At 68.7% G+C, this 25,210-nt stretch carries 27 protein-coding genes; 14 read left to right on the forward strand and 13 right to left on the reverse strand.

What is annotated here, in order from left to right; all coding sequences use genetic code 11:
- Positions 1-47 precede the first annotated feature (47 nt).
- The 7 genes from ltrA (at position 48) to pcp (ending at position 6,263) form a co-directional block, all read left to right on the forward strand.
- On the forward strand, positions 48-1,097 hold the full coding sequence (ltrA, locus tag AC3WL8_RS35180; protein ID WP_492379844.1) for a group II intron reverse transcriptase/maturase: 1,050 nt from the start codon (positions 48-50) through the stop codon (positions 1,095-1,097).
- Positions 1,098-1,347: 250 nt separating this feature from the next.
- Positions 1,348-1,995, forward strand: coding sequence for a 5-oxoprolinase subunit PxpB (pxpB, locus tag AC3WL8_RS35185; RefSeq protein WP_114133774.1), 648 nt, complete (start codon positions 1,348-1,350; stop codon positions 1,993-1,995).
- On the forward strand, positions 1,992-3,011 hold the full coding sequence (locus AC3WL8_RS35190; RefSeq protein WP_013955212.1) for a 5-oxoprolinase subunit C family protein: 1,020 nt from the start codon (positions 1,992-1,994) through the stop codon (positions 3,009-3,011). Before pxpB ends, AC3WL8_RS35190 begins: the two co-directional genes overlap by 4 nt.
- Positions 3,012-3,066: 55 nt before the next feature.
- Positions 3,067-3,807 carry a 5-oxoprolinase subunit PxpA gene (gene pxpA / locus AC3WL8_RS35195; protein WP_013955213.1) on the forward strand — a complete coding sequence of 247 codons (741 nt, stop codon included), beginning with the start codon at positions 3,067-3,069 and terminating at the stop codon, positions 3,805-3,807.
- Positions 3,808-3,907: 100 nt separating this feature from the next.
- Positions 3,908-4,636 (forward strand): DUF969 domain-containing protein, encoded by a 729-nt coding sequence (locus AC3WL8_RS35200; protein ID WP_013955214.1) that lies wholly within the window; start codon positions 3,908-3,910, stop codon positions 4,634-4,636.
- 10 nt (positions 4,637-4,646) lie between these two features.
- Entirely contained in the window at positions 4,647-5,597 is a 951-nt protein-coding gene (locus AC3WL8_RS35205) for a DUF979 domain-containing protein (protein ID WP_013955215.1), read from the forward strand.
- A gap of 15 nt (positions 5,598-5,612) precedes the next feature.
- Positions 5,613-6,263 (forward strand): pyroglutamyl-peptidase I, encoded by a 651-nt coding sequence (gene pcp, locus AC3WL8_RS35210; protein ID WP_013955216.1) that lies wholly within the window; start codon positions 5,613-5,615, stop codon positions 6,261-6,263.
- Positions 6,264-6,274: 11 nt separating this feature from the next.
- On the opposite strand, the gene AC3WL8_RS35215 is transcribed toward pcp, so the two are convergent.
- From AC3WL8_RS35215 to AC3WL8_RS35235, 5 genes are read right to left on the reverse strand one after another with little or no spacing between them, the layout of a single operon-like run.
- Positions 6,275-7,525 (reverse strand): VanZ family protein, encoded by a 1,251-nt coding sequence (locus AC3WL8_RS35215; RefSeq protein ID WP_211980529.1) that lies wholly within the window; start codon positions 7,523-7,525, stop codon positions 6,275-6,277.
- A gap of 19 nt (positions 7,526-7,544) precedes the next feature.
- On the reverse strand, positions 7,545-8,192 hold the full coding sequence (locus tag AC3WL8_RS35220) for an ABC-type transport auxiliary lipoprotein family protein (protein WP_492379845.1): 648 nt from the start codon (positions 8,190-8,192) through the stop codon (positions 7,545-7,547).
- Positions 8,193-8,244: 52 nt separating this feature from the next.
- Positions 8,245-9,186 carry an MlaD family protein gene (locus AC3WL8_RS35225; RefSeq protein WP_013955219.1) on the reverse strand — a complete coding sequence of 314 codons (942 nt, stop codon included), beginning with the start codon at positions 9,184-9,186 and terminating at the stop codon, positions 8,245-8,247.
- Complete coding sequence (locus AC3WL8_RS35230) at positions 9,183-10,055, reverse strand: ABC transporter ATP-binding protein (protein WP_013955220.1); 873 nt, start codon at positions 10,053-10,055, stop codon at positions 9,183-9,185. Before AC3WL8_RS35230 ends, AC3WL8_RS35225 begins: the two co-directional genes overlap by 4 nt.
- On the reverse strand, positions 10,052-11,188 hold the full coding sequence (locus tag AC3WL8_RS35235) for an MlaE family ABC transporter permease (protein WP_211980531.1): 1,137 nt from the start codon (positions 11,186-11,188) through the stop codon (positions 10,052-10,054). The genes AC3WL8_RS35230 and AC3WL8_RS35235 overlap by 4 nt, the downstream gene beginning before the upstream one ends.
- Before the next feature lie 172 nt (positions 11,189-11,360).
- On the opposite strand from AC3WL8_RS35235, the gene AC3WL8_RS35240 reads away from it, so the two are divergent.
- Genes AC3WL8_RS35240 through AC3WL8_RS35250 form a run of 3 tightly spaced genes read left to right on the forward strand, consistent with a single transcriptional unit; the run spans position 11,361 to position 13,837 of the window.
- Positions 11,361-12,242 (forward strand): biotin--[acetyl-CoA-carboxylase] ligase, encoded by an 882-nt coding sequence (locus tag AC3WL8_RS35240; RefSeq protein WP_211980532.1) that lies wholly within the window; start codon positions 11,361-11,363, stop codon positions 12,240-12,242.
- A complete protein-coding gene (locus AC3WL8_RS35245) occupies positions 12,239-13,081 on the forward strand; it encodes a type III pantothenate kinase (RefSeq protein WP_211980533.1) in 843 nt (280 codons plus the stop codon). Before AC3WL8_RS35240 ends, AC3WL8_RS35245 begins: the two co-directional genes overlap by 4 nt.
- 42 nt (positions 13,082-13,123) lie before the next feature.
- Positions 13,124-13,837 carry an SPOR domain-containing protein gene (locus AC3WL8_RS35250; RefSeq protein ID WP_211980534.1) on the forward strand — a complete coding sequence of 238 codons (714 nt, stop codon included), beginning with the start codon at positions 13,124-13,126 and terminating at the stop codon, positions 13,835-13,837.
- A gap of 15 nt (positions 13,838-13,852) precedes the next feature.
- Here AC3WL8_RS35250 and rfaE2 read toward each other — a convergent pair whose 3' ends face one another.
- The 7 genes from rfaE2 to AC3WL8_RS35285 all read right to left on the reverse strand — a co-directional run bounded on the left by rfaE2 (position 13,853) and on the right by AC3WL8_RS35285 (position 21,181).
- Positions 13,853-14,347, reverse strand: a complete 495-nt coding sequence (gene rfaE2, locus AC3WL8_RS35255) for a D-glycero-beta-D-manno-heptose 1-phosphate adenylyltransferase (RefSeq protein ID WP_211980535.1) — start codon at positions 14,345-14,347, stop codon at positions 13,853-13,855.
- Positions 14,348-14,924: 577 nt separating this feature from the next.
- Positions 14,925-15,788 (reverse strand): ferritin family protein, encoded by an 864-nt coding sequence (locus tag AC3WL8_RS35260; protein WP_013955226.1) that lies wholly within the window; start codon positions 15,786-15,788, stop codon positions 14,925-14,927.
- Positions 15,789-15,988: 200 nt separating this feature from the next.
- Entirely contained in the window at positions 15,989-17,254 is a 1,266-nt protein-coding gene (locus tag AC3WL8_RS35265) for a patatin-like phospholipase family protein (protein ID WP_211980536.1), read from the reverse strand.
- A 37-nt stretch (positions 17,255-17,291) separates the two neighbouring features.
- Complete coding sequence (phaM, locus tag AC3WL8_RS35270) at positions 17,292-18,089, reverse strand: polyhydroxybutyrate granule multifunctional regulator PhaM (RefSeq protein ID WP_211980537.1); 798 nt, start codon at positions 18,087-18,089, stop codon at positions 17,292-17,294.
- Between the two features lie 74 nt (positions 18,090-18,163).
- On the reverse strand, positions 18,164-18,997 hold the full coding sequence (locus tag AC3WL8_RS35275) for an enoyl-CoA hydratase/isomerase family protein (RefSeq protein WP_013955229.1): 834 nt from the start codon (positions 18,995-18,997) through the stop codon (positions 18,164-18,166).
- 122 nt (positions 18,998-19,119) lie between these two features.
- Positions 19,120-20,100 carry a fumarylacetoacetate hydrolase family protein gene (locus AC3WL8_RS35280; RefSeq protein ID WP_153956615.1) on the reverse strand — a complete coding sequence of 327 codons (981 nt, stop codon included), beginning with the start codon at positions 20,098-20,100 and terminating at the stop codon, positions 19,120-19,122.
- An 82-nt stretch (positions 20,101-20,182) separates the two neighbouring features.
- Complete coding sequence (locus AC3WL8_RS35285) at positions 20,183-21,181, reverse strand: Bug family tripartite tricarboxylate transporter substrate binding protein (protein WP_492379846.1); 999 nt, start codon at positions 21,179-21,181, stop codon at positions 20,183-20,185.
- 180 nt (positions 21,182-21,361) lie between these two features.
- Here AC3WL8_RS35285 and AC3WL8_RS35290 point away from each other — a divergent pair, with 180 nt between their 5' ends.
- The 4 genes from AC3WL8_RS35290 to AC3WL8_RS35305 all read left to right on the forward strand — a co-directional run bounded on the left by AC3WL8_RS35290 (position 21,362) and on the right by AC3WL8_RS35305 (position 24,626).
- Entirely contained in the window at positions 21,362-22,195 is an 834-nt protein-coding gene (locus AC3WL8_RS35290) for an IclR family transcriptional regulator (protein WP_013955232.1), read from the forward strand.
- 58 nt (positions 22,196-22,253) lie between these two features.
- Positions 22,254-23,249, forward strand: coding sequence for a DUF3108 domain-containing protein (locus AC3WL8_RS35295; RefSeq protein ID WP_249221231.1), 996 nt, complete (start codon positions 22,254-22,256; stop codon positions 23,247-23,249).
- Between the two features lie 51 nt (positions 23,250-23,300).
- The gene (locus AC3WL8_RS35300) at positions 23,301-24,143 is read left to right on the forward strand and encodes an alpha/beta fold hydrolase (protein ID WP_211980539.1); all 843 of its coding nucleotides are present in this window, start codon (positions 23,301-23,303) and stop codon (positions 24,141-24,143) included.
- Between the two features lie 225 nt (positions 24,144-24,368).
- On the forward strand, positions 24,369-24,626 hold the full coding sequence (locus tag AC3WL8_RS35305; protein ID WP_010812891.1) for a BTH_I0359 family protein: 258 nt from the start codon (positions 24,369-24,371) through the stop codon (positions 24,624-24,626).
- A 72-nt stretch (positions 24,627-24,698) separates the two neighbouring features.
- Here the strand turns inward: AC3WL8_RS35305 and AC3WL8_RS35310 are convergent, their stop codons facing one another.
- On the reverse strand, positions 24,699-25,091 hold the full coding sequence (locus AC3WL8_RS35310) for a rhodanese-like domain-containing protein (protein ID WP_010812890.1): 393 nt from the start codon (positions 25,089-25,091) through the stop codon (positions 24,699-24,701).
- Positions 25,092-25,210: the final 119 nt, after the last annotated feature.

A 25,210-nucleotide genomic window follows, 5' to 3' on the forward strand; every position in this document is an offset into this window, starting at 1 on the left:
AAACGGATGGCGGATCTCAGCCCAACCCAAATGCTCGTTGAGCGCTTGTGCAGTTCGCGCTGACCGTCCCGACGGTGGTGGACAGGCTGATCCAGCAGGCGCTGCTGCAAGTTCTTCAACCGATCTACGAACCGGGGTTCTCCGAGTCGAGCTACGGCTTCAGGCCTGGGCGCAGCGCTCAGCAGGCGGTCTTGCAGGCACAGCGGTACGTGCAGGAAGGCCGGCGCTGGGTGGTGGACATCGACTTGGAGAAGTTCTTCGACCGGGTCAACCACGACATCCTGATGTCGAAGGTGGCGCGACAAGTGAAGGACCCCCGAGTGCTCAAGCTGATCCGGCGGTATCTGGAAGCGGGGCTGATGCGTGGCGGGGTGGTCGAGGCAAGGAGGCAAGGCACGCCGCAGGGCGGGCCGCTGTCGCCGTTGCTGTCGAACATTCTGCTGACGGATTGGGACCGTGAACTGGAGAAGCGGGGTCTGGCGTTCTGTCGTTACGCGGACGACTGCAACATCTACGTCCGAAGCAAGGTGGCAGGGCAACAGCTATTGGCGCGCATGACAGCGTTCCTCGCGGAACGGCTGAAACTGCAAGTCAACGAGGGCAAGAGCACGTGCGGGCGCCCGTGGGCGCGCAAGTTCCTGGGCTACAGCGTGACAGCACATCGTCAGGCAAAGCTGCGTATTGCACCGGAAAGTCTGCAAAGGCTGACTGGGCGAATCAAGGAGCTGATGCGCAAGGGACGCGGGAGGAGCCTGACTCACACAATAGCGGCGCTGAATCCGGTGCTGCGCGGGTGGATCGGGTACTTCCAGTACACGGAAGCGAAAGGCGTGTTGGAGACGCTGGACGGGTGGCTGAGGCGGCGGCTGCGCCGCCTGATATGGCGGCAGGCCAAGAGCCGCGCTACCCGCACTGTGATGCTGCGTCGGCAGGGCTTAGCGGAGGATCGCGCGTGGCACTCGGCCCGCAATGGGCATGGCCCATGGTGGAATGCCGGGGCTAGCCACATGGGCGCAGCCTTCCCGAAGCGCTACTTCGACGCCATGGGGCTGATCTCGCTGCTGGATGCCCAGCGGCGCTTGCAGTCTCGTTCATGAACCGCCGTATGCGGAACCGCACGTACGGTGGTGTGAGAGGGCTGAGGGGGTGACCCCTCACCCTACTCGATTGCCCAGCCATGGTGCAGCCGGTCGCAGTGGCCCTTGCGCCCCTAGGGTCAATCCTGACTGTTTCTCCTCGTCTCATTTCGATATGATGAATTCATCGATAAATTATCGATGAAATACAAACACGTCACATTCCGGCTTGCCTGCCTAAACTGGTAGCAAATGAGCTACCGGGAATCCCATGAACTGCACCGTCCACCGACTCGCCGAGCAGGCACTGCTGTACAGCGTGGCTCCCCCCGCCTCGCTGGAGGTCCAGCGCCGCATCTGGGCGATGGCTGCCCGGGCCGCGGACTGGCGCGGGGTGGTTGACGTGGTGCCGGGCATGAACAACCTGACCGTGATCTTCGACGGCAGCGCCGACGTGGACGCGCTGGAACGCAACCTGAAGCTCGCGTGGGCCTCCGGCGAGGCGCGCAATGCCACCGGCAAGCTGGTGGAGATCCCGGTGCGCTACGGCGGCGAGCATGGCCCGGACCTGGGCGATGTGGCGGCCCATACCGGGCTGACGCCGCAGGAAGTGGTGCGCCGCCACGCTGCCGGCGAGTACGTCGTCTACTTCCTGGGCTTCCAGCCGGGATTTGCTTATATGGGCGGCCTGGCGCCGGAGCTGGCCACGCCGCGCCGGCGTGAGCCGCGGGTGGCGGTGCCGGCCGGATCGGTCGGCATTGGCGGCGAGCAGACCGGGATCTATCCGGCGGTGCTGCCGGGCGGCTGGCAGCTGATCGGGCGCACCGACGCCGAGCTCTTCGTGGCGGACCGGGATCCGCCGTCCCTGTTTGCGCCCGGCGATACCGTGCGCTTTGTTGCCGAGGAAGTCATCGCGTGATCGAAATCATTCGTCCCGGCGCGCTCGCCTCGGTGCAGGACCTGGGCCGTACCGGCTTTCGCCGTTTTGGCGTCGGCCGTTGCGGGGCGATGGACATGCTGGCGGTGGAAGTCGGCAACCGCCTGCTCGGCAATGCGCCGGGCTGCGCCGCCATTGAATTCACGTTGGGCCGCGCCGCGCTGCGCTTCCATGCCGATATGCGCGTGGCGCTGGCCGGTGCCGAATGCGGCGCCAACCTGGACGGCGTGCCGGTGTGGTCGTGGCATGCCTTTGACGTGCACAAGGGCGAGACGCTGACGCTGCCGTCGACGCGCGGCGGCACGCGCGTGTACCTGTGCGTGGCGGGCGGCATCGACGTCGAGCCGGTGATGGGCTCGCGCAGCACCGACCTGAAGTCAGGCTTCGGCGGGCTGGGCGGGCGCGCGCTGCAGGAAGGCGACCGCCTGCCGGCGGGACGCCCGGGGCTGGTGGCCGAGACCGACTGGATCGGCGTGCAGGCGCCGGCGTGGGCGCTGCCCGCCAGCATCGAGGGCAAGGCCACGCCGGTCCGGATGCTGCCGGGGCCTGAATATGAGGACTTCGACGCGGCATCGCAGGCCGCGCTGTGGCAGGCCGACTGGACCGTCACGCCCAACAGCAACCGCATGGGGCTGCGCCTGAATGGGCCCGCGCTGGCGCGGCGCGCCGAGCGCAGCGCCGACCTGCTGTCGCATGGCGTGGTGCCGGGCGTGATGCAGGTGCCGCCGGGCGGCCAGCCGATCGCGCTGATGGCCGATGCGCAAACCACTGGCGGCTACCCCAAGATCGGCGTGGTGATCGGCGCGGACCTGTGGCGGCTGGCGCAGGTGCCGCTGGGTGCGCCGGTGCGTTTCGTGCAGGTGACGCTGGCGCAGGCAGAGGCGGCGCAGGCCGAGCTGGAGCGCTACCTGCGCCAGATCGACCAGGCGCTGCGGTGGCAGGGCGATGGCATGCCCATCGGCGCGCGGCGGCGCGCACACACGCGCGTGGCCGCATAGGCGCGCACGCGCGATAGCAATCGGGCGACGCAATGCGCCGCACAGGAGAATGGCAATGCATATCGATTTGAACGCCGACCTTGGCGAAGGCTGTGACAACGACGAGGCGCTGCTGGCGCTGATCAGTTCGGCCAATATCGCATGCGGCTGGCACGCGGGGGACGCGGCTACCATGGTGCGGACGGTGAAGTGGGCGCTGGAGCGCGGCGTGGCGATCGGGGCGCACCCGAGCTACCCCGACCGCGAGAACTTCGGCCGCACCGAGATGCAGCGCGACCCGGAACACGTCTACGCCGACGTGCTGTACCAGATCGGCGCGCTCGACGCGATCGTGCGCGCGCAGGGCGGCGAGCTGCATCACGTCAAGCCGCATGGCGCGCTGTACAACCAGGCCGTGCGCGATCCGGCGCTGGCCCGCGCGATCGTGCGCGCGGTGCGCGACGTCGATGCTGACCTGGTGTTCTTCGGCCTGGCCGGCAGCCAGATGATCGATATCGCCAAGGAGGCCGGCCTGCGCGTCAAGCAGGAGGTCTTTGCCGACCGCGGCTACAACCCCGACGGCACGCTGGTCAAGCGCGGCACGCCGGGCGCGCTGCATGAGGACGAGGAAGTCGCCCTGAACCAGACCCTGACCATGGTGCGCGAGAAACGCGTGCGCGCCATCGACGGCTCCTGGGTACCGATTCAAGCCGAAACCGTGTGTCTGCACGGCGACGGCGCCCACGCGCTGGCCTTTGCGCGCCGCATCCGGGAACGGCTGGGCGCGGAAGGCATCGCGGTCCGCGCCGGCGACTGAGCACTCCGTCTCAACCGCCAGCATCCACTGCGGCCGGCCCCGTCGTGCGGTAAGACGGCTGCCGTCCGCTCGCCTCCATCACACTCGTTTGGTGTCTCTTATGGAACAGGCAGTCAATCTCTGGCCCCTTGTCGGGGTCGGCGTCATCATCATCGGCTTCGTGCTGCGCTTCAATCCCATGCTGGTGGTGGTGCTCGCCGCGCTGGCCACGGGGCTGGCCGCGCCGATGCCGCTGATGCAGATCTTCTCGGCGATCGGTACCGCCTTCGTCAAGGCGCGCAACCTGCCGCTGATCATCCTGTTGCCACTGGCCGTGATCGGCCTGCTGGAGCGGCACGGGCTGCGCGAGCATGCGCAGGCATGGATTGCGCGCATCGCGTCGGCCACGGTTGGCCGCCTGCTGATCGTCTACCTGGGCGTGCGCGAGCTGACCGCCGCGATCGGCCTGACCAGCCTGGGCGGGCACCCGCAGATGGTGCGCCCGCTGCTGGCGCCGATGGCCGAGGGCGCGGCCGAGAACCGCTTCGGCCACCTGCCCGAGCCGGTGCGCCAGCGCATCCTGGCGTTCTGCGCCGCCACCGACAATGTCGGCCTGTTCTTTGGCGAGGACATCTTCGTGGCCTTCGGCGCGATCGCGCTGATGCACACCTTCCTGCTGTCGTCGAACATCGACGTGGAGCCGCTGCGTATTGCCGTGTGGGGCATCCCCACCGCGATCTGCGCTTTCCTGATCCACGCCGTGCGCCTGAAGCGCCTGGACCGCTGGCTCGAGCGCGAGCTGGGCGGCAAGGCCGCCGCGGCCGCCGTGCCTGCCAAGAGCGCCGAGTAAGGAGCGCGCCATGATCATTTCCATCGAATATCTCTACTGGCTCGCCGGCCTGGTGCTGGCGATCACCGCGCTGATGACCTTCGCCGACCGCGAGCATCCGCGCCGCCTCAGCACCGGCCTGTTCTGGCTGCTGTACGCGATCGTATTCCTGATTGGCGACCGGCTGCCGCCGGCCGCGGTCGGCATCGGCGCGGTGGTGATGGCGCTGATTGCGGGCTTTGGCGGCGTCGGCCACGGCAAGCACCACAGCCTGCCCGAGGAAGAGCGCCGCGCCAGCGCGCGCCGCCTGGGCAACAAGCTGTTCATCCCGGCGTTGCTGATCCCGCTGGTGACCGTGATCGGCACCATGCTGTTCAAGAACGTCAAGATCGCCGGCCTGCCGCTGCTCGATCCCAAGAACGTGACCTTTGTCTCGCTGGGGATCGGCTGCCTGATCTCGCTGGCGGTGGTGTGCTGGCTCACGCGCGACACCGTGGCGCAGGGCCTGCGCGAGTCGCGCCGGCTGACCGAGTCGCTGGGCTGGGCACTGGTGTTGCCGCAGATGCTGGCGATGCTGGGCCTGGTGTTCGCCGACGCGGGCGTGGGCAAGGCCGTGGCGCACCTGTCCACCGCCTATATCAACATGGACTACAAGCTGGTGGCGGTGGCGGTCTACTGCGTGGGCATGGCGCTGTTCACGGTGATCATGGGCAATGGCTTCGCGGCCTTCCCGGTGATGACCGGCGGCGTGGGCGTGCCGATCCTGGTCGGCATGTTCGGCGGCAACCCGGCGGTGATGGCGGCGATCGGCATGTTCTCGGGCTATTGCGGCACGCTGATGACGCCGATGGCGGCCAACTTCAATATCGTGCCGGCGGCGCTGCTGGAACTCGACGACAAGAACGCCGTGATCCGCGCGCAGGTGCCGACCGCGCTGGCGATCCTGGTGGCCAATATCGCGCTGCTGTACTTCCTGATGTAACCGCGGAGCCCCGCCATGCGTACTGTGCTGCTGACCGGCTTCGAGCCGTTTGAGAATGAACCGATCAATCCCTCATGGGAGGCCGTGCGCGCGCTCGACGGCGAGCGCGTGGGCGACGCCGTGATCGTGGCGCGGCAGCTGCCGTGCGTGTTCGGCGCGGCGATCGACACCATCGGCGAGCTGGTCGACGTGCTGCGGCCCGCGCTGGTGATCGCCGTGGGCCAGGCCGGCGGGCGCGCCGAGATGTCGGTGGAGCGCGTGGCGATCAATGTCGACGATGCGCGCATTGCCGACAACGCCGGCGCCCAGCCGATCGATACCGCCATCGTCGCAGGCGGCCCGGCCGCCTACTTTGCCACGCTGCCGATCAAGGCGATGGTGCGCGACATGCGCGCGGCGGGGGTGCCGGCCTCGGTTTCGCAGACCGCCGGCACCTTCGTCTGCAACCATGTCTTCTACGGGCTGATGCACCGGCTGGCGCAGCAGCCGGATGGCGACGTGCGCGGTGGCTTCATCCACATCCCCTACCTGCCCGAGCAGGCGGCGCGCCATCCGGGCCAGCCCAGCCTGGCGCAGGAAACGCTGGTGAAGGGATTGCGCGCGGCGGTGGCGACGGCGCTGTCGACCCGCGCCGATGTGCGCGAGCAAGGCGGCCAACTGCACTAGGCCCGCCAGCGCTATTCCTGGGTACCGGCCGCGGCCGCCTCACGGCGCGCCGCGGCCTTTTTCCTGGCGTGGCGGCGCAGGCTGACCTGTTCGAAGCGCCAGATCACATAGCAGAACGCCAGGAACGGCCACAGCCAGCCCAGCCATTGCGCCAGGCTGTTGAAGTGGATAAAGCGGCCCATGCGCCAGCCTTGCTCCGAGATCCACGCATAGGGGTTGGATGGCAGCACATTGGTCAGCACCACCAGCACGATCAGCGCCACCATCGCCAGCACCGCGCGCAGCCAGCGTGGCAGGTACAGCAGCAGCGCCAGCACCAGCGAGCTGGTCAGCAAGGCAAAGCGCCCGCCTTCGGACAGCCAGACAAAGGCGCTCTCGGACGGAAACTGCAGTTCGGCAGCAGTGGCCTTGAGCAGCAGCGCCGCCGCCAGCAGGCCGGCCAGGATGCGCAGCATCGGCGCGCTGCGGCGCATCGCGATCGAGGCAAACAGGCCCGTGCCGACCCAGCTGCTGGCGGTCACCAGCGATTCCAGCAACTGCTGGCTCTGCATGTCCTCGGGCCGCAAGCCGATATGGTCCTGCCAGGCCTCCAGCTGCGGGAACACCATCTGCAGCACCTGCATCGGCCAGGATTCCGGGTCGGTCAGCCATTCGCGCACGATGCCGCCCATGCCGAACAGGTGCTCTTGCGGAAACACCTGCGCAAACGGCCACAGCAGCAGCAGGATGATGGCAAAGCTGGCGTGGGGCTCGAACCACGCATGGCGCAGGCGCGTCAGGCGCCCGTCGTCGATCAGTGCCCGGGTGAACGGCGCCACCACCGCGCCGCCCAGCAGCGCACCCAGCGCATTGGTGATCAGGTCGATATTGGAGGAGATGCGGCTTGGCAGCCAGGTCTGGAAGGCCTCCATGCAGGCCGACAGCAGCGCCCCGGCCACCAGTGCCACCAGCGTGGCGCGCCCGCCCGACATGCGCGGATGCAGCGACAGCACCACCAGCGCGCCGAACGGGAAGTATCCCAGCACATTGGTCAGCAGGTCGAAGTCGGTGATGTAGCGCGGCTTGGGCGCGCTCAGGAAGGCAAACGGCGAAACGCCGTTGTCGACCCAGCCCGAGAACGGGTACAGGCTGGCGTACACGACCAGCAGCGTGAAGCAAATCAGCCCCACGCGGGCGAGCGGCGAGTGCTGCGGGCCGCTGGCTTCCGGCGTTGGCTGAGCCGCCGGGGGCGGCGCGGAGGGCGGCGGGGGAGCCGGCTCCATGGCGTGTCTCCTTGCGTGTTTACTTTAGCCGCAGCGTGCCGACCCAGTCGAGCAGCGCCGCGATCACCGCGTCGCTGGCCTCGGCCAGCGCCTTGACGCCGCCGGCCCCGTCGGCGCTGGCCCCGGGCCGGCGCGCCTCGAAGGTCTGCTGGCCGAGCATGCCTTGCTGGAACACCGTGGCGCGCAGCCGCACCACGCCTTCGCTGGTGGTGGCGCTGTCGAACACCTGGTCGAACTCGATCAGGTCCACCTTCAACGCCGGCACGCTACTGTCGCCGAACCAGCTCAGCGTGCCGCGCGCGGCCACGGCCTCGCGCAGCCGCTCGTCGAACAGGCGCGTGGGCGACATCACCCAGCGTTGCGTGGCGTAGGCCTGCAGGCGCTGCGCCTGCGCATACTGCAGCCGATAGAAGAGGGCGTTGCCGTCCAGCCAGTTGGGCCCGTCGGTCTGTGCCACGCGCAGTTTGGGCAGCCGCGCCGGCGCGGGGTTCCCGTTGCCGGGGGTGGCGGCGGCCGGCGGGCCGAGATCGTAGGTGACGGTGGGGTTGTTGCCGCGCGTCAGCGCGCAGCCCGACAGCGCCAGCCCCGCGGCGGCCAGCAGCAGGGCGGCCTGGAGGCGGGAGCGCGCGGATCGGAGAAAGCGTGGCATCTCGGTCGCAGGGTTCACGGCGGTATCTCGCGGTTGGCGGTATCGGGTGAGGGGTGGCATGCGGGCCGCGCTATGGTGCGCTGAAGCCCGGCTCGCCCGGGCCCGGGGCAGGCGCGGGCGCGCCGAACAGCACGCTGCTCGGGCTCTCGTTGAACTGGCCGGCGGCGCGCTCGAAGGTGCGCGCGGTCTGGCGCGCGTCGCGCGCCAGACCATTGAGCTGCGGCAGGGTCTCTTCGCTGAAGGTGCCTGCCGCGGACTGCACCGACGAGGCCGCGCCCTGCATGTCGCGCCCGACGCTGTCGACGGTGCGCATCACCGTGCCGTTGGGGTTGGCCAGCTCCTGCGTCAGGCGCCGGGTCGATTCCAGCGTGGCGTTCAGGTTCTCGGTCACCTTCGGCAGCCGGTTGGCGGCCGGGCCCAGGGAATCGGACAGCCGCGAGTAGTCTTCCGCGGTCTTGCGCACCGCATGGATCGCGGCCATCAGCTCAGTGCGGTTGGCGCTCTGGAACATGTCGTTGAGCGAGGTCATCATGGTCTCGACCTGCGTCAGCAGCGAATCGCCGCGCTTTTCCAGCTCTTCGAAGAAGCCGGGGCGCATGGCGATGCGTGCCACCGCCTTGGGCGAGGTCGGCAGCGGCGGCGAAGCCGTGGCGCCGTCGTGCGTGGCGCTGTCGTCCAGTTGCACGTAGGCGATTCCGGTCACGCCCTGGAAGCCCAGCGTGCCATAGGTGGTGCGCGTGATCGGCGTGTCCTTGTTGACGTTGACGCGCACAATGATCTGGCCCGGCACCTGCGGGTCGAACTTGATCGACTCGACCTTGCCCACCGCCAGCCCGCGGTATTTCACGTCGCCCTGCGGCTGCAGGCCGTTGACGGTGGCGCGCGTGATCAGGTCGTATGGCACGCGCACGGCGTGGTCGCTGCTGAACCAGAAGATTGCGAACAACACCAGCACGGCCAGGCCGATGGTGAACACGCCGGCAAGGAACGCGTGTGACTTGTTTTCCATCATGCTTCTCCAGGGGGCGCCGCATCCGGCTGCCCGTGCGGTGGCAGCGCCTGCATGGCGCGCTGGGCGCGCTCGCCCAGGAAATACTCGCGGATGAAGGGGTGGTCCACCTTCACCACTTCAGGGATCGGCGCCGCGGCGATCACCTTGTGGTCCGCCAGCACCGCGACGCGGTCGGACAATGCCACCAGCGTGTCCAGGTCGTGCGTGATCATCACCACGGTCAGGCCCAGTTCGCGGCGCAGTTCGCGGATTAGCCGCACGTAGTCGTCCGAAGCCATCGGGTCCAGCCCGGCGGTGGGCTCGTCCAGGAACAGCAGTTCCGGCTCCAGCGCCAGCGCGCGCGCCAACGCCACGCGCTTGATCATGCCCCCGGACAGGTCCGCCGGCATCTTGTCGGCATCGCGCGCCGACAGCCCCACCAGCTGCAGCTTGAGCAGCGCCGCCTGGCAGATCAGGTTGTCGGGCAGCGCGCGTAGCTCGCGCAGCGGCAGCGCGATATTGTCGATCACCGACAGCGCCGAGAACAGCGCGCCGCGCTGGAACTGCAGCCCCCAGCGGTTGCGCAGCGCCTGCAGCTGCGCCGGGCGCAGCCGGGTCGGGTCTTCGCCGAACACCTTGATGGAGCCCGACGTGGGACGCTCCAGCCCCACGATCTGGCGCAGCAGTACGGTCTTGCCGCTGCCCGAGCCGCCAACGATGGACAGCACCTCGTCGCGGTAAACGTCCAGGTTCACATGGTCATGCACCACCGCCTTGCCGAAGCGCTTGACCAGGTCGCGCACCTCGATGACCGGGGTGCGGTCCGCCTTGCGGTCCGGCTTGCGTCCGGGTTTGCCGTCCGGCGTGGCGTTCGCTTGCGCCGCGCTCACAGGCCCACGTCCTTGAACAGGATGGCGAAGACCGCGTCGGCCAGGATCACCATGGTGATCGCGGTCACCACCGAGGCGGTGGTGCCTTCGCCCAGGCTTTGCGTATTGGGCTTGATGCGCAGCCCGAAGTGGCATGCGGTCAGCGCGATCAGGATGCCGAACACCACCCCCTTGCCCAGTCCGAGCCACAGGTTGGCCACCGGCACCGCATCGGGCAGCTCGCGCAGGAAGAAGGTGGCGCTGATGCCCAGCTGCCAGCGCGCGGCCAGGATGCCGCCCGCCAGCGCCATCACGTCGGTCCAGGCCACCAGCAGCGGCATGGCGATGGCCAGGGCGATCACGCGCGGCATGATCAGCCGGAAGCCGTGCGAGATGCCCATCACAAGCATCGCATCGAGCTCTTCGGTCACGCGCATCACGCCGATCTGCGCGGTGATGGCCGAACCCGAGCGGCCCGCGATCAGGATCGCCGCCAGCACCGGCCCCAGCTCGCGGATCACCGCCATGCCCAGGATGTTGACGATAAAGGTGCTGGCGCCAAACGTGCGCAACTGGTTGGCCGACAGGTACGACAGCACGATGCCGATCAGGAAGCCGACCAGCGCGGTGATGCCAAGCGCCTTGTAGCCCACGTTGTAGATATTGGCCGAGATCTCGCGCCAGGGGCCGCGCTGGGGCATGCGTGCAAAGCGCAGCAGGTCGAAGGTCAGCTGGCCCAGCATGCTGACGCCGCGGCCCAGCTGCGCGCCGAACGACAGCACGCTCGCGCCGAACAGCGTAACCGGGTTGAAGCGGTCCACCATGTGCTTCTTCCAGCCCTCGTCGTGCACTGCGGCGATGCGCTCGAACACGCGGCGCTGGCCTTCGCTGGCATCGAGCCGCTGCGGCAGCGCGCCGTTCCAGGCCTGCCACAGCAGTTGCCCGCCGATATGGTCCAGCCGCTCGACGCCGGCCAGCGACCACTGCGCGCTGTCTGGTGCCTGCGCCAGCTCATGCAGTTTCGCGCGCAGCTGCCGCGCCTGGTGGCAGCCGGCCAGGGCGAGCGCGGTCCAGTCGCCACGCAGCGCTACGCTGACGGTTCCGTCCCCGCGCGTGATATGGAAGTCTGGCGTCGTCTGGCGTTCCAAGGGCATGCGATGTGATGGCCGAGTCTCGATTCTAAGCCACCCGCCCCGCTGGCGCGACCGCGCCGTGCCGAGGCGGCGGCGCGGCTACAATGCGGCATCTGCAGCAGGCACTTGGGGCTCAGCCCTGCCCCCGCCTGTGTTTTCCACGATCGCCATCGATCCCAGCCCTTTGCCGCGCATGTCCGCCGTTCCTCCGACTCCATCCGACCCTTCCTCCCCATCCGGCGCCAACTGGCGCATCGATGCCGGCGCGCTGCGCGGCATGCTGTCGCCCGCGTTGAGCGACTGGACGCTGGAGCTGGTGGAAGAAACCGGCTCCACCAATGCCGACCTGACCGCGGCCTGCCGCCAGGCGCCGTGGTCCGACGCCGGCAGGCTGCGCCTGGCCTACCGCCAGACCGCCGGGCGCGGGCGCCAGGGCCGGCCGTGGCAGGGGCAGGCAGGCATGACCTTCTCGGTGGCACTGCCGCTGGCGCTGGCGCCGGCGCAGCTGAGCGGCCTGAGCCTGGCCGTGGGCCTGGCGCTGGCCGAGGCCCTGGGCGATGTCGAGGCGGGCCTCGGCGCACGGATCGGGCTGAAATGGCCCAATGACCTCCAGATCGATGAGCGCAAGCTGGCCGGCATCCTGATCGAGGCGGTGCCCGCCGGGCCGCAGCGGGTCTGGGCCGTGATCGGCATCGGCCTGAACCTGGTGCGCGACGCGCAGATGGAAGCGGCACTGGGCCGCGAGCTGGCGGGCGTGGCCGAGGCCATGCCCGGCTTCGACGCGCAGCGCGATGCCCCGCGCCTGCTGGCCGCGCTGCTGGAGCGGCTGGCGGCCATGCGCACCGCGTTCCTGGCGCACGGTTTCGGGCCGATGGCGCGGCGCTGGTCCGCGGCCGATGCCTACCGCGACCAGCCGGTGCGGCTGCTGCACGAGGGCAAGGTGATCGCCGAAGGCATGGCGCGCGGCGTCGACGAGGCCGGCCACCTGCTGCTGGAAACGCCGGCGGGGCTTGAGCGCATCGCCAGCGGCGAGCTGTCGCTGCGGCCCGCGCCGGGGCAGGGAGGCACCGCATGAGCGCGCCGCACCTGCTGATCGATATCGGCAATACCCGCCTCAAGTGGGCCTGGTGCGAAGCCGGTGCGGCGCTGCCCGCCACTGACGCGCTGCCCACGCCGTGGCAGCACGGCGGCGCGGTCGCCCATGCCGACGCCGGCGCGCTGCAGGCGCTGGCCGCTGACCTGCGCGCGCTGCGCGGCAGCGGGCCGATGCCGTCGGTGTGGATCAGCAATGTCGCCGGACCGGTGATTGCGGCCGCCGTGGATGCAGCGCTGGCCGAGGCCTTCGGGGGCTGTGCGCCGGTGCAATGGGTGCGCAGCGCCGCCGCGCAAGGCAACCTGGCCAACGGCTACCGCGAGCCCACGCAACTGGGCGTGGACCGCTGGGTCGGCGCCATCGGCGCGCACCGCTGGCTGCCGCACGACACGCTGCTGGTGGTGACCGCGGGCACCGCCACCACGCTGGATATCGTCACGGCCGCGGCGGACGGCAGCGCGCGCTTCGAAGGCGGCCTGATCCTGCCCGGCCTGGCACTGATGCTGGGCACGCTGGCGCGCAACACCGCGCAGCTGCCGGCACTGGACGTGGACGATGCCGGCACCGTGGCGGGCGCGCACCTGCGTTGGGCCGACAACACGCACGACGCCATTGCCGCAGGCTGCCTGGCCGCGCAGGCCGGCGCCATCGAACGCACCTGGCGCGCGCTGGGCGAGCGCGGGCCGGCGCGTCGCCCCGTGCGCTGCCTGCTGTCCGGCGGTGCCCGCGGCGCGCTGGCTGGCGCGCTCGCGGTGCCGTTCGAGATGCACGATAATCTGGTGCTGCTTGGCCTGCACGCGATGGCATCGGCCGGCGCCTAGCGCGCAGCGCAACTTCTCACACGCCTCAATCCACCCCGACCCATGACCGCCCCAGGCCAGCCCGCCCGGCCACGCTCGCCGCGCATCGTCCCGCTGTTGCTGCTGCTCGCCAATGCCATGCTGCTGGGGGCGGTGCTCGGGGTGTTCGGCGCGAATCCGCTGGCCGGCTGGTTTGAAACGCCGCGTGAGCCGCAGCGGCTGCAGCAGCAGGTACGTGGGGAACGGATGCGGGTGCAGGCACCAGCGTCGGCACCAGCGGCGGATGCCGCACCGCGCAGCGCGCTGCCGTCGGCCACGCTGGCTGCCTGCATCGAGATCGGTGGCTTCAGCGCCCAGGCGGCGCGCCGCGCCACTGAAGACCTGGCCGCCGCCGCGCTGCGCGTGGAAGCGTTCGCGCGGCAGGAACAGGTGCGCTGGTGGGTCCATCTGCCCGCGCAGCCCACGCGCGAGCATGCCGAGCGCAAGCTGGCCGAACTGCGCCGGCGCAATGTGACGGAGTACTCGCTGGTGACCGCCGGCACGCCCGAGGCCACGACCTATACGGTGTCGCTGGGCCTCTTCCGCGAGCGCGAGCATGCCGAGCAATATCTCGATTCCCTGCGCGGCCACGGCGTGCGCACCGCCATGTTGACCGACGCCGCGCGGCCGCTCACGCGGCAGTGGCTGCGCGTGCGCGATGCCGACGATGCGGCGCGCGCCCGGCTCGAGGCCATGCGCCAGCGCTACGGCGCCGAGGACGTGCTGGCCTGCTCCTGAGCAACCTGATCAGCCTTAGCTGCCCTGGCGTACCCTGGTCAGCAGCTTGGTGGTCGAGCGGTCGTGCAGGAAGGGGATGGCGTAGGCCTGGCCGCCCCAGCTGCGCACCAGCCGGGTTTCTTCCAGCGTGTCGATGTCGTAGTCGCCGCCCTTGACGTAGATGTCGGGGCGCACCAGGCGGATCAGTTCCACCGGGGTCTGTTCGCGGAACATCGTGACCAGGTCGACCGACTCCAGCGCGGCCAGCAGCGCCATGCGGTCCGATTCATGGTTCAGCGGGCGGTCGTCGCCCTTGCCCAGCATCTTCACGGAAGCATCGCTGTTGACGCCGACCACCAGGCTCGCGCCCAGTGCGCGCGCCTGTGCCAGGTAGGTGGCATGGCCGCGGTGCAGGATGTCGAAGACACCATTGGTGAACACCAGCGGGCGCGGCAAGGTGGCGATGCGCGCGGCCAGCGCGGCGGGGGTGTCAGGCAGGGTCAGCTTGGATTCGAAAGCGGGTACGGACATGGGGTCGGCATCGGAAAGTGGAGGCCAGCCCCTGGTCGGAGCCGGCGTGCTTGCCCGAGATGGTACCCCTTCTTGTGATCTCTGCCGGCGGTGGGCCCTGGTTACCCCGTCACGCACAGCCTGCCGGATCGACAACCGGCCTGGCCTGCTGCCACACCGGGAACTGCGAGGCATGACACCACGAATTAAATGAATTCGTAATGCTGGATTTACAGCGCATTGAGTGTCAGGATAATCGTCGCGTGCTTTAAATATTTTATTTTCGGATATAAGTTTATTCGACGAACGGGCGCCAGCCATGGGTTTGCCGCCGCTGCGTGACAGCATGGCAGTACATGGGACGGGAATGAATGATGTAGTAACCGGCTACTACCTGCATCGTAGTCGGCTCGTTTATCATGCCAGGCGCTTGATTTTCCAGGATTAGGAAAACAGTCATGCAGAATACCCGCCACAACCGGATCAGGCCCGGTGCGCCGCGGCGGGTCGCATTTGTCGGGAATGCGTCCAGGCAATAGAAGGGCAAAAAAAAGCCCCGCTTCGGCGGGGCTTTTTTTCGTGCTGTCGGACTGGCCGCTCAGGCTTGCGCCGGCTGGGCCCCGCCCGTGCCTTGCAGGCTGGCGTTCAGTTCCTTGCGGTAACGGTTCAGGTCCTGCACCGTTTCGAAGGTGCGTTCGAACAGCAGCGACATATTGTGCAGGATCCGTTCGATGACCTTCTTCTCCCAGCCTTCGTCAAAGCGGATCTGCTCGTCCAGCCAGTGCTCGAGCCAGTCCGGGTCCGGCAGGCGCGACTGCACCGTGTCGTTGGGGAACAGCGCCTTGTTGACGTGCAGGTTGGTCGGGTGCAGCGGCTTCTCGGTGCGGCGGGCCGAGGCCATCAGCACGCCGATCTTGGCAAAGGCGGCGCGCGCGCTGTCGCCGAACTGTGCCAGGTACTTCTTCATGTAGCGCAGGTAGGCGCCGCCATGGCGGGCTTCATCCTGCGACAGGGTGCGGTAGATATGCTTGATCACCGGTTCCGTGTGCCATTCGGCGGCGCGGCGGTACCAGTGGTTCAGGCGGATCTCGCCGCAGAAATGCAGCATCAGGGTTTCCAGCGGCGGGGCCGGGTCGAACTCGAAGCGCACCGCGTGCAGTTCTTCCTCGGTCGGCACCAGGTCCGGGCGGAAGCGGCGCAGGTACTCCATCAGCACCAGCGAGTGCTTCTGTTCCTCAAAGAACCAGATGCTCATGAACGCCGAAAAATCAGAATCGTGGCGATTGTCGCGCAGGAACATCTCGGTCGCGGGCAGGGCGGACCATTCCGTGATCGCGTTCATGCGAATGGTCTTGGCCTGGTCGTCCGTCAGCATGCTGGCGTCAAAGGTATCCCAGGGGATGTCCTTGTCCATGTGCCAGCGGACGGCTTCCAACGATTTGAACAGTTCGGGGTAGAGCATGGTAAGCCTTTGAAATTACGGGCAGATTCTACCAGATGCGAATTATTCTCTTCTCCTTTTTTAGTTCGGATCGGGGCAAATGCAACGCTTTTTGACGCGATTTGGCGCAGCCGGCAGCATATTGCGGGCGATCAGCGCAACGATGACACGTCAATGTGCCAGCCGCGGCGCCTGGCCGCACGCCATGTGCTGGCGGGTGCTCAGGGCGAAAGCGCGCGCTCGCCCGCCGGCAGCGCGGCCGGTGGCGTGCCCGGGACGATGCCGAACAGGAACGCCGCCAGCTCGTCCGCCTGGGCCTCGGCGTCGCGCTCGCCCAGCGCCATCAGGGCCTGGGTGAAGGCGGGTTCGAACAGCAGGTAGCTGGCAAAGGCGGCGCCGCGCGCCTCGGTGCCGCCCAGTGGCGCCAGCAGGGCGCGCACCGTGCGCGGCAGCTGCTTCTGGTGCTCGGCGGCAATGGCTTCGATCGGCTCGCTGGGGGCGATCGTCATCACCTGCACCGGGCGCCAGCCCTCGCGGTCGCCGGCCAGCTCCGGCATGCGCGCCAGCAAGCGGTTGATATGCAGCAGCCGCTCCAGGTCGGCGTTGAGTCCGTCCAGGAAGATGCTGGCCAGCGCCTGCCCGCCCACCTGCGCCAGCGACGGGTAGCCGCCGGCCGGCATGGTGTCGTACCAGCCCGAGCGCTGGCGCGAGGCCGCGCCGATCGCCAGCACGCGCGACGCGCCCAGGTGGATCGCCGGCGACAGCGGCGACATCTGCCGCATGGTGCCGTCGCCGAACCACTCATGGTGGCCGTCCAGCTCCAGCGGCATCGCCGGGAACAGGAACGGAATCGACGCCGATGCCAGCAGGTGGTCCACCGTGATCTGCGCCGGGATCGCAATGCGCTGGCTGCGGTGCCACGGATGGATGCGGTGGTGCGACTGGTAGAAGGTCACGTGGCGCCCGGTGCTGTAGGACAGCGCGGTGACCGCGAAGGCATGCAGCGCACCGCTGTCCAGGCTGGCCTGCACGCGCTCGGGCTCGAACAGCTCGCCCAGCATGCTGCCCAGCGGGGTGTTGTCGAACAGGGCACGGGGCGCGCGCCGCTGCGTGGCCCAGCCCAGCGCCAGCGTCGACAGCCAGCGCGCGCCCGAAATTCCCACGCGCAGCACGTCGGTGCGGTAGACGTCGTCGGCATGGATGCTGTGCCACAGCGCCGCCAGGCTCTGTGTGGCGGCCTGGAAGTCCCCCGCCTGGATCGCCAGCCCGGCGCCGTTGATCGCGCCTGCCGAGGTCCCGGCGATGATGCCGAAGGGCATCGCGCCATGGCCCTTGCCGTGCCGCGCGGCAATGCGTGCCAGCCCGCTCAGCACGCCCGCCTGGTAGGCGGCGCGCGCGCCGCCGCCCATCATGATCAGCGCGGTGGCGGCGGGGTTGGGTCCGGATTGCAGCGCGGGGTGGGGGGCCGGGAAGGACTCGCGGTGCATTGCGTTGGCGTGGCGAATTGTTGGGAGTTTTTGGCTGTCAGGCTGCGCTGCTGCCGTTGGGGCCGTGGCCGCCGCCGCCGTTGTTGCCGCCGTTCTTGCCATTGTCATCGCCGTTGCCCGCGTCCTTGGCCGGCTTTGCCTTGGCTGCCTTCTTGGCCGGCGCCTTCTTTACAGGCGCCTTCCTGGCGGCAGGCTTGCCCGTGCCGGCGGAGGCGGCCTTGCCAGGCGCGGCCGTCTTCGGCTTTGCCGCAGCCGCTTGCGCTGCGGCTTCGGGGCCGGCCGCGGCGCCGAAGCCGCCCATGCCGAACGGGGCGATGCTGGCCGCGGCGGCGCTGCTGGCGATCTGGTTGAACTGCTGTTGCAGCAGGTCCCACCACAGCGCGGCGTTGGGGGGCAAGGCGGAATCGGTGTCGCTTGCCGCAGCCTGCGGCTGCTCGGCGGCAGGCGGCTCAGGTTGCGCACCGCTGCCGCCATCCGCGCCGGCGGCGCGCTCCGGCGCCGCGGCACTGGGCGTGTTGGCCGCGCGTGCGACGTTTTCCATCGCGGACTGCATGGCGTCGGGCGACAGCGCGTTGCCGAAGGTCTGCAGCGCCACCAGCGTGGCGCGCTGCACTTCCAGGCCCTGGATGGTGGTGCGCAGCAGGTTGGTGTTCAACTGCAGCCAGCTCTCCACGGCCTTCAGGTCGGCAATGCGCTTGTCGAGGTCGTCGAGGTCCATCGGCGGCGTCATCGCCTGCAGGCCGGGCATCAGGCCGGCGGGCATGCCGCTGCCGCTGCCCCACAGCCGGCGCATGAAGTCAAAGCCGTTGGTGAAATCGGGAATCTGTCCGAACATGGTCGAGCGCTCCGTGTGCGGCGCAGCCCCGGGGTTGGCCAGGAGGGCCCGTCGGGCCGGCGGCTGCGTCGTCGTTACCTGAACTGTGGCGGCCGCTTCTGGCGCAGGCTCGCCACGCCTTCGTGCACGTCGGGGCCGGCAAAGCCCATAAATTCAAGCGCCAGCGAGGTATCGAAGGCGGGGCCGGCCATGCGCAGCCAGTTGTTGAGGGCATACTTGGTCCAGCGGATCGCGGTCTGCGACCCGGCCGCCAGCCGGTTGGCCACCTCGAACGCGCGCGCCACCAGTTCGTCCTCTTCCACCGCCAGCGAGACCAGGCCGATCCGCTCGGCTTCCTCGCCGCTGACCGACTCGCACAGCATCAGATAGTACTTGGCCTTGGCCATTCCGCACAGCAGCGGCCACACGATGGCGGCATGGTCGCCCGCGGCCACGCCCAGCCGGGTATGGCCGTCGACGATGCGCGCGGTCCTTGCCGCGATCGAAATATCGGCCAGCAGGCCGGCCACCAGCCCGGCGCCGACGGCGGGGCCGTGCATGGCGGAGACCACCGGCTTGTCGCAATTGATGACGTTGTAGACCAGGTCGCGCGCCTCATGCCAGACGCGGGTACGGGTCTCGAAATCGTTGGCCATGTCCTCGACCAGGGCCAGGTCGCCGCCGGCCGAGAAGCCCTTGCCCTCGCCGCGGATCAGCGCCACGCGCACCTCGGGGTCGGCGGAGACGTCGCGCCAGATCTCGGCCAGCTCGCGGTGCATGTTGGCGTCGGCCGTGGCCAGCTTCTGGTTTGCCGACTGGGCCGCGCCCATGATGATTTCGAGGATGGGGCCGTGGCGGCGCAGCGTCAGTGCGCGATAGCGCTCGTAGCGGGGGGAGAGGGGTGTGGAGTCAGCGGTGGGGGTAGTCATTGGGGGCCTGAGAAGTACGGGGGTTAGCGGCGCGCCGCATGCATCGTTGATTTGCCAACCGATCGGTCGGTTAATTATATGCATATCCGGCTCGCCGCCGCACCCCGCGGCCCCAACGTGCGTCAGGCCGGTGCCACCAGCTGGTCGATCGCGCCGAATACCGAATGGCCCTGTGCGTCGAACATCTCGATCTTGACCGCGTCGCCGAACTTCATGAACTCGGTCACGGGCTTGCCCTCATCGATGGTTTCCAGCATGCGCTTCTCGGCGATGCAGCAGTAGCCCTTCGTGCGGTCGACATTGGAGATCGTGCCCGAGCCCACGATGCTGCCGGCGCGCACGTTGCGGGTCTTGCAGATATGGGCGATCAGCTGGCCGAAGTCGAACACCATGTCGGTGCCGCAGTCGGGCTGGCCCACCTTCTTGCTGTTCCAGTGCACGGTCATCGGCAGGTGCACCTTGCGCTCGCGCCAGGCCTCGCCGAGTTCGTCGGGCGTCACCGCCACCGGCGAGAATGCCGTGGCCGGCTTGCTCTGGAAGAAGCCGAAGCCCTTGCCCAGCTCGGCCGGGATCAGGTTGCGCAGCGAGACATCGTTGGCCAGCATCACCAGGCGGATGGCTTCGCCGGCCTGCTCGGGCGTGGCGCCCATCCTCACGTCGCCGGTAATCACGGCCACCTCGGCCTCGAAGTCGATGCCGAAGGCTTCGCTGGCGCAGACGATATCGTCCTGCGGACCGACGAAGTCGTCAGAGCCGCCCTGGTACATCAGCGGGTCGGTCCAAAACTCGGGCGGCATCTCGGCGCCGCGCGCCTTGCGCACCAGCTCGACGTGGTTGACATAGGCCGAGCCGTCGGCCCACTGGTAGGCGCGCGGCAGCGGCGCCATGCAGTCCTTGGGGGCGAATGGGAAGGGGTGGCGCGCGCGGCCGGCGTTGAGCGCGTCGTACAGGTCCTGCAGCTGCGGCGCGTAAAACGGCCAGTCGTCCAGCACGGTCTGCAGCTTGCCGGCGATGTCGGTGGCGTAGTGGGCGGTCTTCAGGTCGCGCGACACGACCACCAGCTGGCCGTCGCGCGAACCGTCCTTCAGGGTTGCGAGTTTCATGGATGCAGTGCGGTAGGGATCGGGGGCGCCCGCGGGGCAGGCGCAATGGCCACTAGTCTACCGTGGCCCGCCCGCGCGCCAGTCAGTCGACGGTGATGCCCTTGGCCTTGATCAGCTTGCCCCAGCGCTCGCCCTCGGCGCGCGCGTAGCTGGCGAATTCCTCGGGCGTGCTGTAGACCGCCTCCACGCCCACGCCTTCCAGCTTCTTCTGCACCTCGGGCGTCTTCAGCGCCTTGACCAGCTCGGCGTTCAGGCGCGTGACCACGGCCTTGGGCGTACCGGCCGGCGCCACCATGCCTTGCCAGGCGTAAGCCTCGAAGCCGGCCACGCCGCCCTCGGCCACGGTCGGCACGCTGGGCAGCACGGCAAGGCGCTTGGGCGTGGCCACGCCGAGCGCGCGCAGCTTGCCGGCCTGCACATTCTGCTGGCCCGAGGCCAGGTCCAGGAACATCAGGTCGACCTGGCCCGCGAGCAGGTCCTGCACCGCCGGCGCCGCGCCCTTGTAGGGCACGTGCGTCATCTTGACCCGGGTCTGGTCCATGAACAGTTCCATCGCCAGGTGGTGCGGGCTGCCCGCGCCCGGCGAGGCGAAATTGACCTTGCCCGGGTTCTTCTGCGCGTACTCGACCACTTCCTTGAGCGTGTGCGCCGGGAAGTTGGGATTGGCCACCAGCACCAGCGGGAAGCGCGCAAGCTGGCCGATGTAGACGAAGTCCTTGTCCGGGTTGTACGGCAGCTTCTTGTACAGCGACGGATTGGCGGCCAGCGTGGCGGTGTCGGCGGTCAGCACGGTGTAGCCATCGGGCTTGGCATGCGCCACGGCATCGGCGCCGACGATGGTGGCCGCACCGGGGCGGTTGTCGATCACGACTTGCTTGCCCAGCCCCGGGGTGATGGCCTGGGCCACGGTGCGCGCCACCACGTCGGTGCCGCCGCCGGCGGGATAGGGCACGACCCAGCGGATCGGCTGCGACGGCCAGTCGTCGGCGCGTGCGGGGGCGCTGGCGGAGAACAGGGCGGCAAACAGGGTAGCGGCCGTCAATGCGGCGAGGGCGGGGCGAAAGTAGCCAAGGGGGCGCATCGGTTGTCTCCGTGTTAAAAAGGGGCCCGGTTCGGGCGGGCTTGCACGAGGGGCATGCCGCCGGCCAGGTCTGTTGCGAGGAAAGTCTACCGATGGCTTAAAAATTGGTAAATCGATTTCGCTATAGTAAATTTACCTACGAATTTCCCCAGCCCCCGGGGATAGCCAACCATCCGCCGCATGTCAGAGATCGAAGAAGAAGACACCAAGCTGCGTTCCGGCATCCAGTCCATCGAGGTGGGCTTCAGGCTGCTGCAGGCGCTGGCGGTGTCGCCGCGCGCGATGATGCTGCGCGACCTGGCCGCCGCCGCCGGCATGAACCCGGCCAAGGCCCATCGCTACCTGGTCAGCTTCATGCGGCTGGGCGCCGTGGCGCAGGACCCCGTCAGCGGGCGCTATGACCTGGGCCCGTTCGCGCTGCAGCTGGGCCTGGCCGGGCTGAACCGTCTCGATCCGGTCAAGAAGGCGCGCCCGATCCTGTCGCAGCTGCGCGATGAACTGGACCTGACCGCCGGCATTGCCGTGTGGGGCAACCACGGTCCCACCGTGGTGCACTGGGAGGAATCCAGCCATCCCGTCACCGTCAGCCTGCGCCTGGGCGATGTGATGCCGATGCTGAACTCAGCCACCGGCCGCCTGTACGGCGCCTACCTGCCGCGCAAGCAGACCCTGCCGCTGATCGAGCGCGAGCTGGGCGCGCGCGGCAATGACGGCGTGCCCGACATGCCGCGCTCACTGGCCGACTACGACGCGATCTGCGCCGAGGTGCGCGCGCATGGCGCCGCGCGCACGCTCGGCGGCGTGCTGCCGGGCATCAATGCGTTCTCGATGCCGGTGTTCGACGCCAACGGCCACCTGGCCATGGGGCTGATCGTACTGGGCGCGCAAAGCATATTCGATGCAGAATGGGGCGGTACGATGGATCGTCGCATCCGTGACATCGCCCAACAGCTCTCATCGGAACTTGGCTACCTTGGTGCAGCCACCCCGGCCGGAGAAACCGGCCAATCCTAGTCTCCACGCCCGGCCCGGCGCGGATCCCCGCGTCTGGCGCCGGCGGCGCTGGATCATCGTGATCGCCCTGGTGCTGCTGGTCCACGTGCTGGCCGTGGTGGGCTTTGTGCGCATGCCGGGGCCGCTGATCCCGATGGATGTCAGCAGCACGCCCACGCTGGAAGCGGTGCTGCTGCCGCCGCCCAGGCCGCCAGCCCCGCCCGCGCCGCGGCCGATGCCGCGCCCGCGCCCGCAGCCCAGGCCGGCCGAGCAGGCCCCGGAAGCCGAGCCGCAGGAAGCCCCCGCTCCCGCGCTCGCCACCAGCCCGCAGGGCGCGACCGAAATGGCTTCGGGCAGCGGCGGCGAAGGCAGCGCGGCCAAGCCTGCCACCCCTGCCGCCGCGCCATCCGGCGGCCCGCAGGGCGGCGTCGATGGCGTGCGCTACGACCCGCCGCCGTCGGCGACGATGCACTACGCCAGCTTCGTCAACGGCGTGCAGAACCCCGACGGCCTGATCCGCTGGGAGCAGGACGGCAGCCGCTACCGGCTGGCGGTCGAAACCCGCGTGTTGTGGTTCCGCTTTGCCTTCCAGAGCGGCGGCGCGATGGCCGTGCAGGGACTGTTGCCGGAACGCTACGAAGAACGCCGCCGCAACAAGACCGAGTCCTCGCGTTTCGATGCCGCGGCCGGCACCGCAGTGCTGGCCTCGGGCTCGCAGGCCCAGTTCCCGCCCGGCGCGCAGGACCGCTTCAGCGTATTCCTGCAGCTGGTGGGGCTGGTGCGCGGCAATCCCCAGCGATATGTCACCCCGGGAGTGACGGAAACGTTCCTTGTGGCCGACACGCGGGATGTGGAACCCATGCAAGTGCAGTATGTTGGAGAAGACGAGATCGACACCGGCCGCGGCGTGATACGCGCAAAGCACTTTGTACGGCTGCAGCGCCGTGCCAATGACCGGCGCCGCGTCGAGCTGTGGCTAGCGCAGTCGCTGGGCTGGATGCCGGTGCGCCTGCGCCAGACCGAGCCCGACGGCACCCAGATCGACCTGGTGTACCGCGGCAAGGAAGGGCAGTAGGACCGCGGCGCGCGCCTCCCGACGCATCATCTAACCGAAAGGAGCCCAGCCATGACCGTTGCCACGCCACCAGTCGAAACCCACCGCATCCACGCCGAAGGCGCCGACCTGCACGTGCGCGTGGACGGGGCGGACGGGCCCTGGGTGATCCTGGCCCACGCCCTGGCTGCCGACCACACGCTGTGGGACGCCACCGCGCAGCACCTGGCGGGCCGCTATCGCGTGGTGCGCCCTGACATGCGCGGCCACGGCGCCAGCGACGCCCCGCTCGGGCCCTACACCATGACGCGGCTGGCCGACGACGTGGTCGCGGTGATGGACGCGCTGCAGATCCCCCAGGCGCATTTCTGCGGGATTTCCGTGGGCGGCATGATCGGGCAGACCATGGGGCTGCGCCATCCCGAGCGGCTGTTGTCGCTGGCGCTGGTGGCCACCAACAGCCAGACCCCGATGGAGGCGCACCCGATGTGGCACAACCGCATCGGCCAGGCCGAGGCCCATGGCATGGCCGGCATGGCCGATGCCACCCTCGGGCGCTGGCTGACGCCGGCCTTCCAAGAGGCGCATCGCGACCAGGTGTCGCGCATTCGCGACAGGCTGGTGGGCACGCCGGTACGTGGATATGTGGGTGTGGCCGAGGCGATCATGGCTTTTGACCTCGCCGGCGCGCTTTCCCGCATTCATTGTCCTACGCTGGTAGTAGCGGGCGAGCAGGACCAGGGCGCAACCGTGGCGATGGCACAGAGCATCGCCGCGGCCATCCCCGGTGCCAGGCTCGAGGTAGTGCCGCAAGCGGCGCACCTGGTGCACGTGGAGCAGCCCGAGCGCTTCCATGCCGCGCTGGACGCCTTTCTTGGGAATGCCGCATGCGGGGGGCAGTGCGACGTTCCGTGACAAGCAACACACTGATGTGGAAGGCTCAAGAAACTTGTTGCATTGGCCGATGCCCAATTCATGTAAGGCAGAAAATCGTGGCAACGAGGTGACCCACACCAATAACTTGATTTCCCGCCGGTCACCCCAAGTTTGGAGGTAAAGCCGCGGCGCCCCCTCAAGGCATCAACTGAGGCAAGAACCACAAGGGCATGCCGCCCATCCATGACGCCCAGGAGGTGTGCCATGCAAATGATCTACAACAGCGACAACTACTGCATCGTGGAATTTGGTGCGGATGTCGATCAGGCGCCGCTTGAGTTTGGTGGCTATGAAATCGTCGACAAGAACCTGAAGCGCGAAATCTTCCTCGGCGGCCATCTGGCCGAGAGCTTTCGCGCCGACGTCAAACGCCTGATTGAAAGCGAGCCATCCGTGGAGGAAGTCGACGATTTTCTCGGCAAGTTCGACAATGTGATGATGCACCCGCTGGTGATGCACTGAGCGGCTTTGCCTGGAACGATCACGCCCGCTTCGGCGGGCGTTTTTGTTGGTGGCGGGCGCTGCGGGCCGCGCTCAGTACTGTTCCCACGGCAGCCCGTCATGGCGCCAGCCGTTGACCGTGTTGCGGTGGCGCTGCGCATCGAGGTCGCCCTCGAAGCCGTGCAGCACGAACTGGACATTGGAGAAGCCCGCGCCCTCCAGTGCCCGCGCCGCCGCCGACGAGCGGTTGCCGCTGCGGCAGATCAGCAGCACCGGGCGCGCCGACGCCTGGCCCGCCAGCTTCTTCACCATCTGCACGAAATGCGGGTTGACCTCCCAGTCCGGGCCGTCGTTCCAGGGGACGTTGTGCGCGCCCTTAGGATGGCCGACGAACAGGTATTCCATCTCGCTGCGGCAGTCGATAAAGAGCGTCTCGGGCGATTGCGCCAGCAGGTCCTGGGCGTCGGCGGGGGAGAGATGTTGCATGTCGGTCAAGGAAGGGGGCAGCGCGAAGCGCCCCGGGGCGGTGACGGTTACGTCTCTCAGTGTAGGCGCCACCGGGCCGGACAGGCAACCGCGGGCCACCGCGGACAGCCGCAAGGCCT

The sequence above is a fragment of the Cupriavidus sp. FW305-F7 genome, from assembly GCF_058782875.1.

What these genes read in the sequence shown, in the direction of transcription:
- pxpB (WP_114133774.1), top strand. Translation starts at nt 1,348, where the DNA reads ATGAACTGCACCGTCCACCGACTCGCCGAGCAGGCACTGCTGTACAGC.
- pxpA (WP_013955213.1), top strand. Translation starts at nt 3,067, where the DNA reads ATGCATATCGATTTGAACGCCGACCTTGGCGAAGGCTGTGACAACGAC.
- AC3WL8_RS35200 (WP_013955214.1), top strand. Translation starts at nt 3,908, where the DNA reads ATGGAACAGGCAGTCAATCTCTGGCCCCTTGTCGGGGTCGGCGTCATC.
- AC3WL8_RS35205 (WP_013955215.1), top strand. Translation starts at nt 4,647, where the DNA reads ATGATCATTTCCATCGAATATCTCTACTGGCTCGCCGGCCTGGTGCTG.
- pcp (WP_013955216.1), top strand. Translation starts at nt 5,613, where the DNA reads ATGCGTACTGTGCTGCTGACCGGCTTCGAGCCGTTTGAGAATGAACCG.
- AC3WL8_RS35215 (WP_211980529.1), bottom strand. Translation starts at nt 7,525, where the DNA reads ATGGAGCCGGCTCCCCCGCCGCCCTCCGCGCCGCCCCCGGCGGCTCAG.
- AC3WL8_RS35225 (WP_013955219.1), bottom strand. Translation starts at nt 9,186, where the DNA reads ATGATGGAAAACAAGTCACACGCGTTCCTTGCCGGCGTGTTCACCATC.
- AC3WL8_RS35235 (WP_211980531.1), bottom strand. Translation starts at nt 11,188, where the DNA reads ATGCCCTTGGAACGCCAGACGACGCCAGACTTCCATATCACGCGCGGG.
- AC3WL8_RS35240 (WP_211980532.1), top strand. Translation starts at nt 11,361, where the DNA reads ATGTCCGCCGTTCCTCCGACTCCATCCGACCCTTCCTCCCCATCCGGC.
- AC3WL8_RS35245 (WP_211980533.1), top strand. Translation starts at nt 12,239, where the DNA reads ATGAGCGCGCCGCACCTGCTGATCGATATCGGCAATACCCGCCTCAAG.
- AC3WL8_RS35250 (WP_211980534.1), top strand. Translation starts at nt 13,124, where the DNA reads ATGACCGCCCCAGGCCAGCCCGCCCGGCCACGCTCGCCGCGCATCGTC.
- rfaE2 (WP_211980535.1), bottom strand. Translation starts at nt 14,347, where the DNA reads ATGTCCGTACCCGCTTTCGAATCCAAGCTGACCCTGCCTGACACCCCC.
- AC3WL8_RS35260 (WP_013955226.1), bottom strand. Translation starts at nt 15,788, where the DNA reads ATGCTCTACCCCGAACTGTTCAAATCGTTGGAAGCCGTCCGCTGGCAC.
- AC3WL8_RS35265 (WP_211980536.1), bottom strand. Translation starts at nt 17,254, where the DNA reads ATGCACCGCGAGTCCTTCCCGGCCCCCCACCCCGCGCTGCAATCCGGA.
- phaM (WP_211980537.1), bottom strand. Translation starts at nt 18,089, where the DNA reads ATGTTCGGACAGATTCCCGATTTCACCAACGGCTTTGACTTCATGCGC.
- AC3WL8_RS35275 (WP_013955229.1), bottom strand. Translation starts at nt 18,997, where the DNA reads ATGACTACCCCCACCGCTGACTCCACACCCCTCTCCCCCCGCTACGAG.
- AC3WL8_RS35280 (WP_153956615.1), bottom strand. Translation starts at nt 20,100, where the DNA reads ATGAAACTCGCAACCCTGAAGGACGGTTCGCGCGACGGCCAGCTGGTG.
- AC3WL8_RS35285 (WP_492379846.1), bottom strand. Translation starts at nt 21,181, where the DNA reads ATGCGCCCCCTTGGCTACTTTCGCCCCGCCCTCGCCGCATTGACGGCC.
- AC3WL8_RS35290 (WP_013955232.1), top strand. Translation starts at nt 21,362, where the DNA reads ATGTCAGAGATCGAAGAAGAAGACACCAAGCTGCGTTCCGGCATCCAG.
- AC3WL8_RS35300 (WP_211980539.1), top strand. Translation starts at nt 23,301, where the DNA reads ATGACCGTTGCCACGCCACCAGTCGAAACCCACCGCATCCACGCCGAA.
- AC3WL8_RS35305 (WP_010812891.1), top strand. Translation starts at nt 24,369, where the DNA reads ATGCAAATGATCTACAACAGCGACAACTACTGCATCGTGGAATTTGGT.
- AC3WL8_RS35310 (WP_010812890.1), bottom strand. Translation starts at nt 25,091, where the DNA reads ATGCAACATCTCTCCCCCGCCGACGCCCAGGACCTGCTGGCGCAATCG.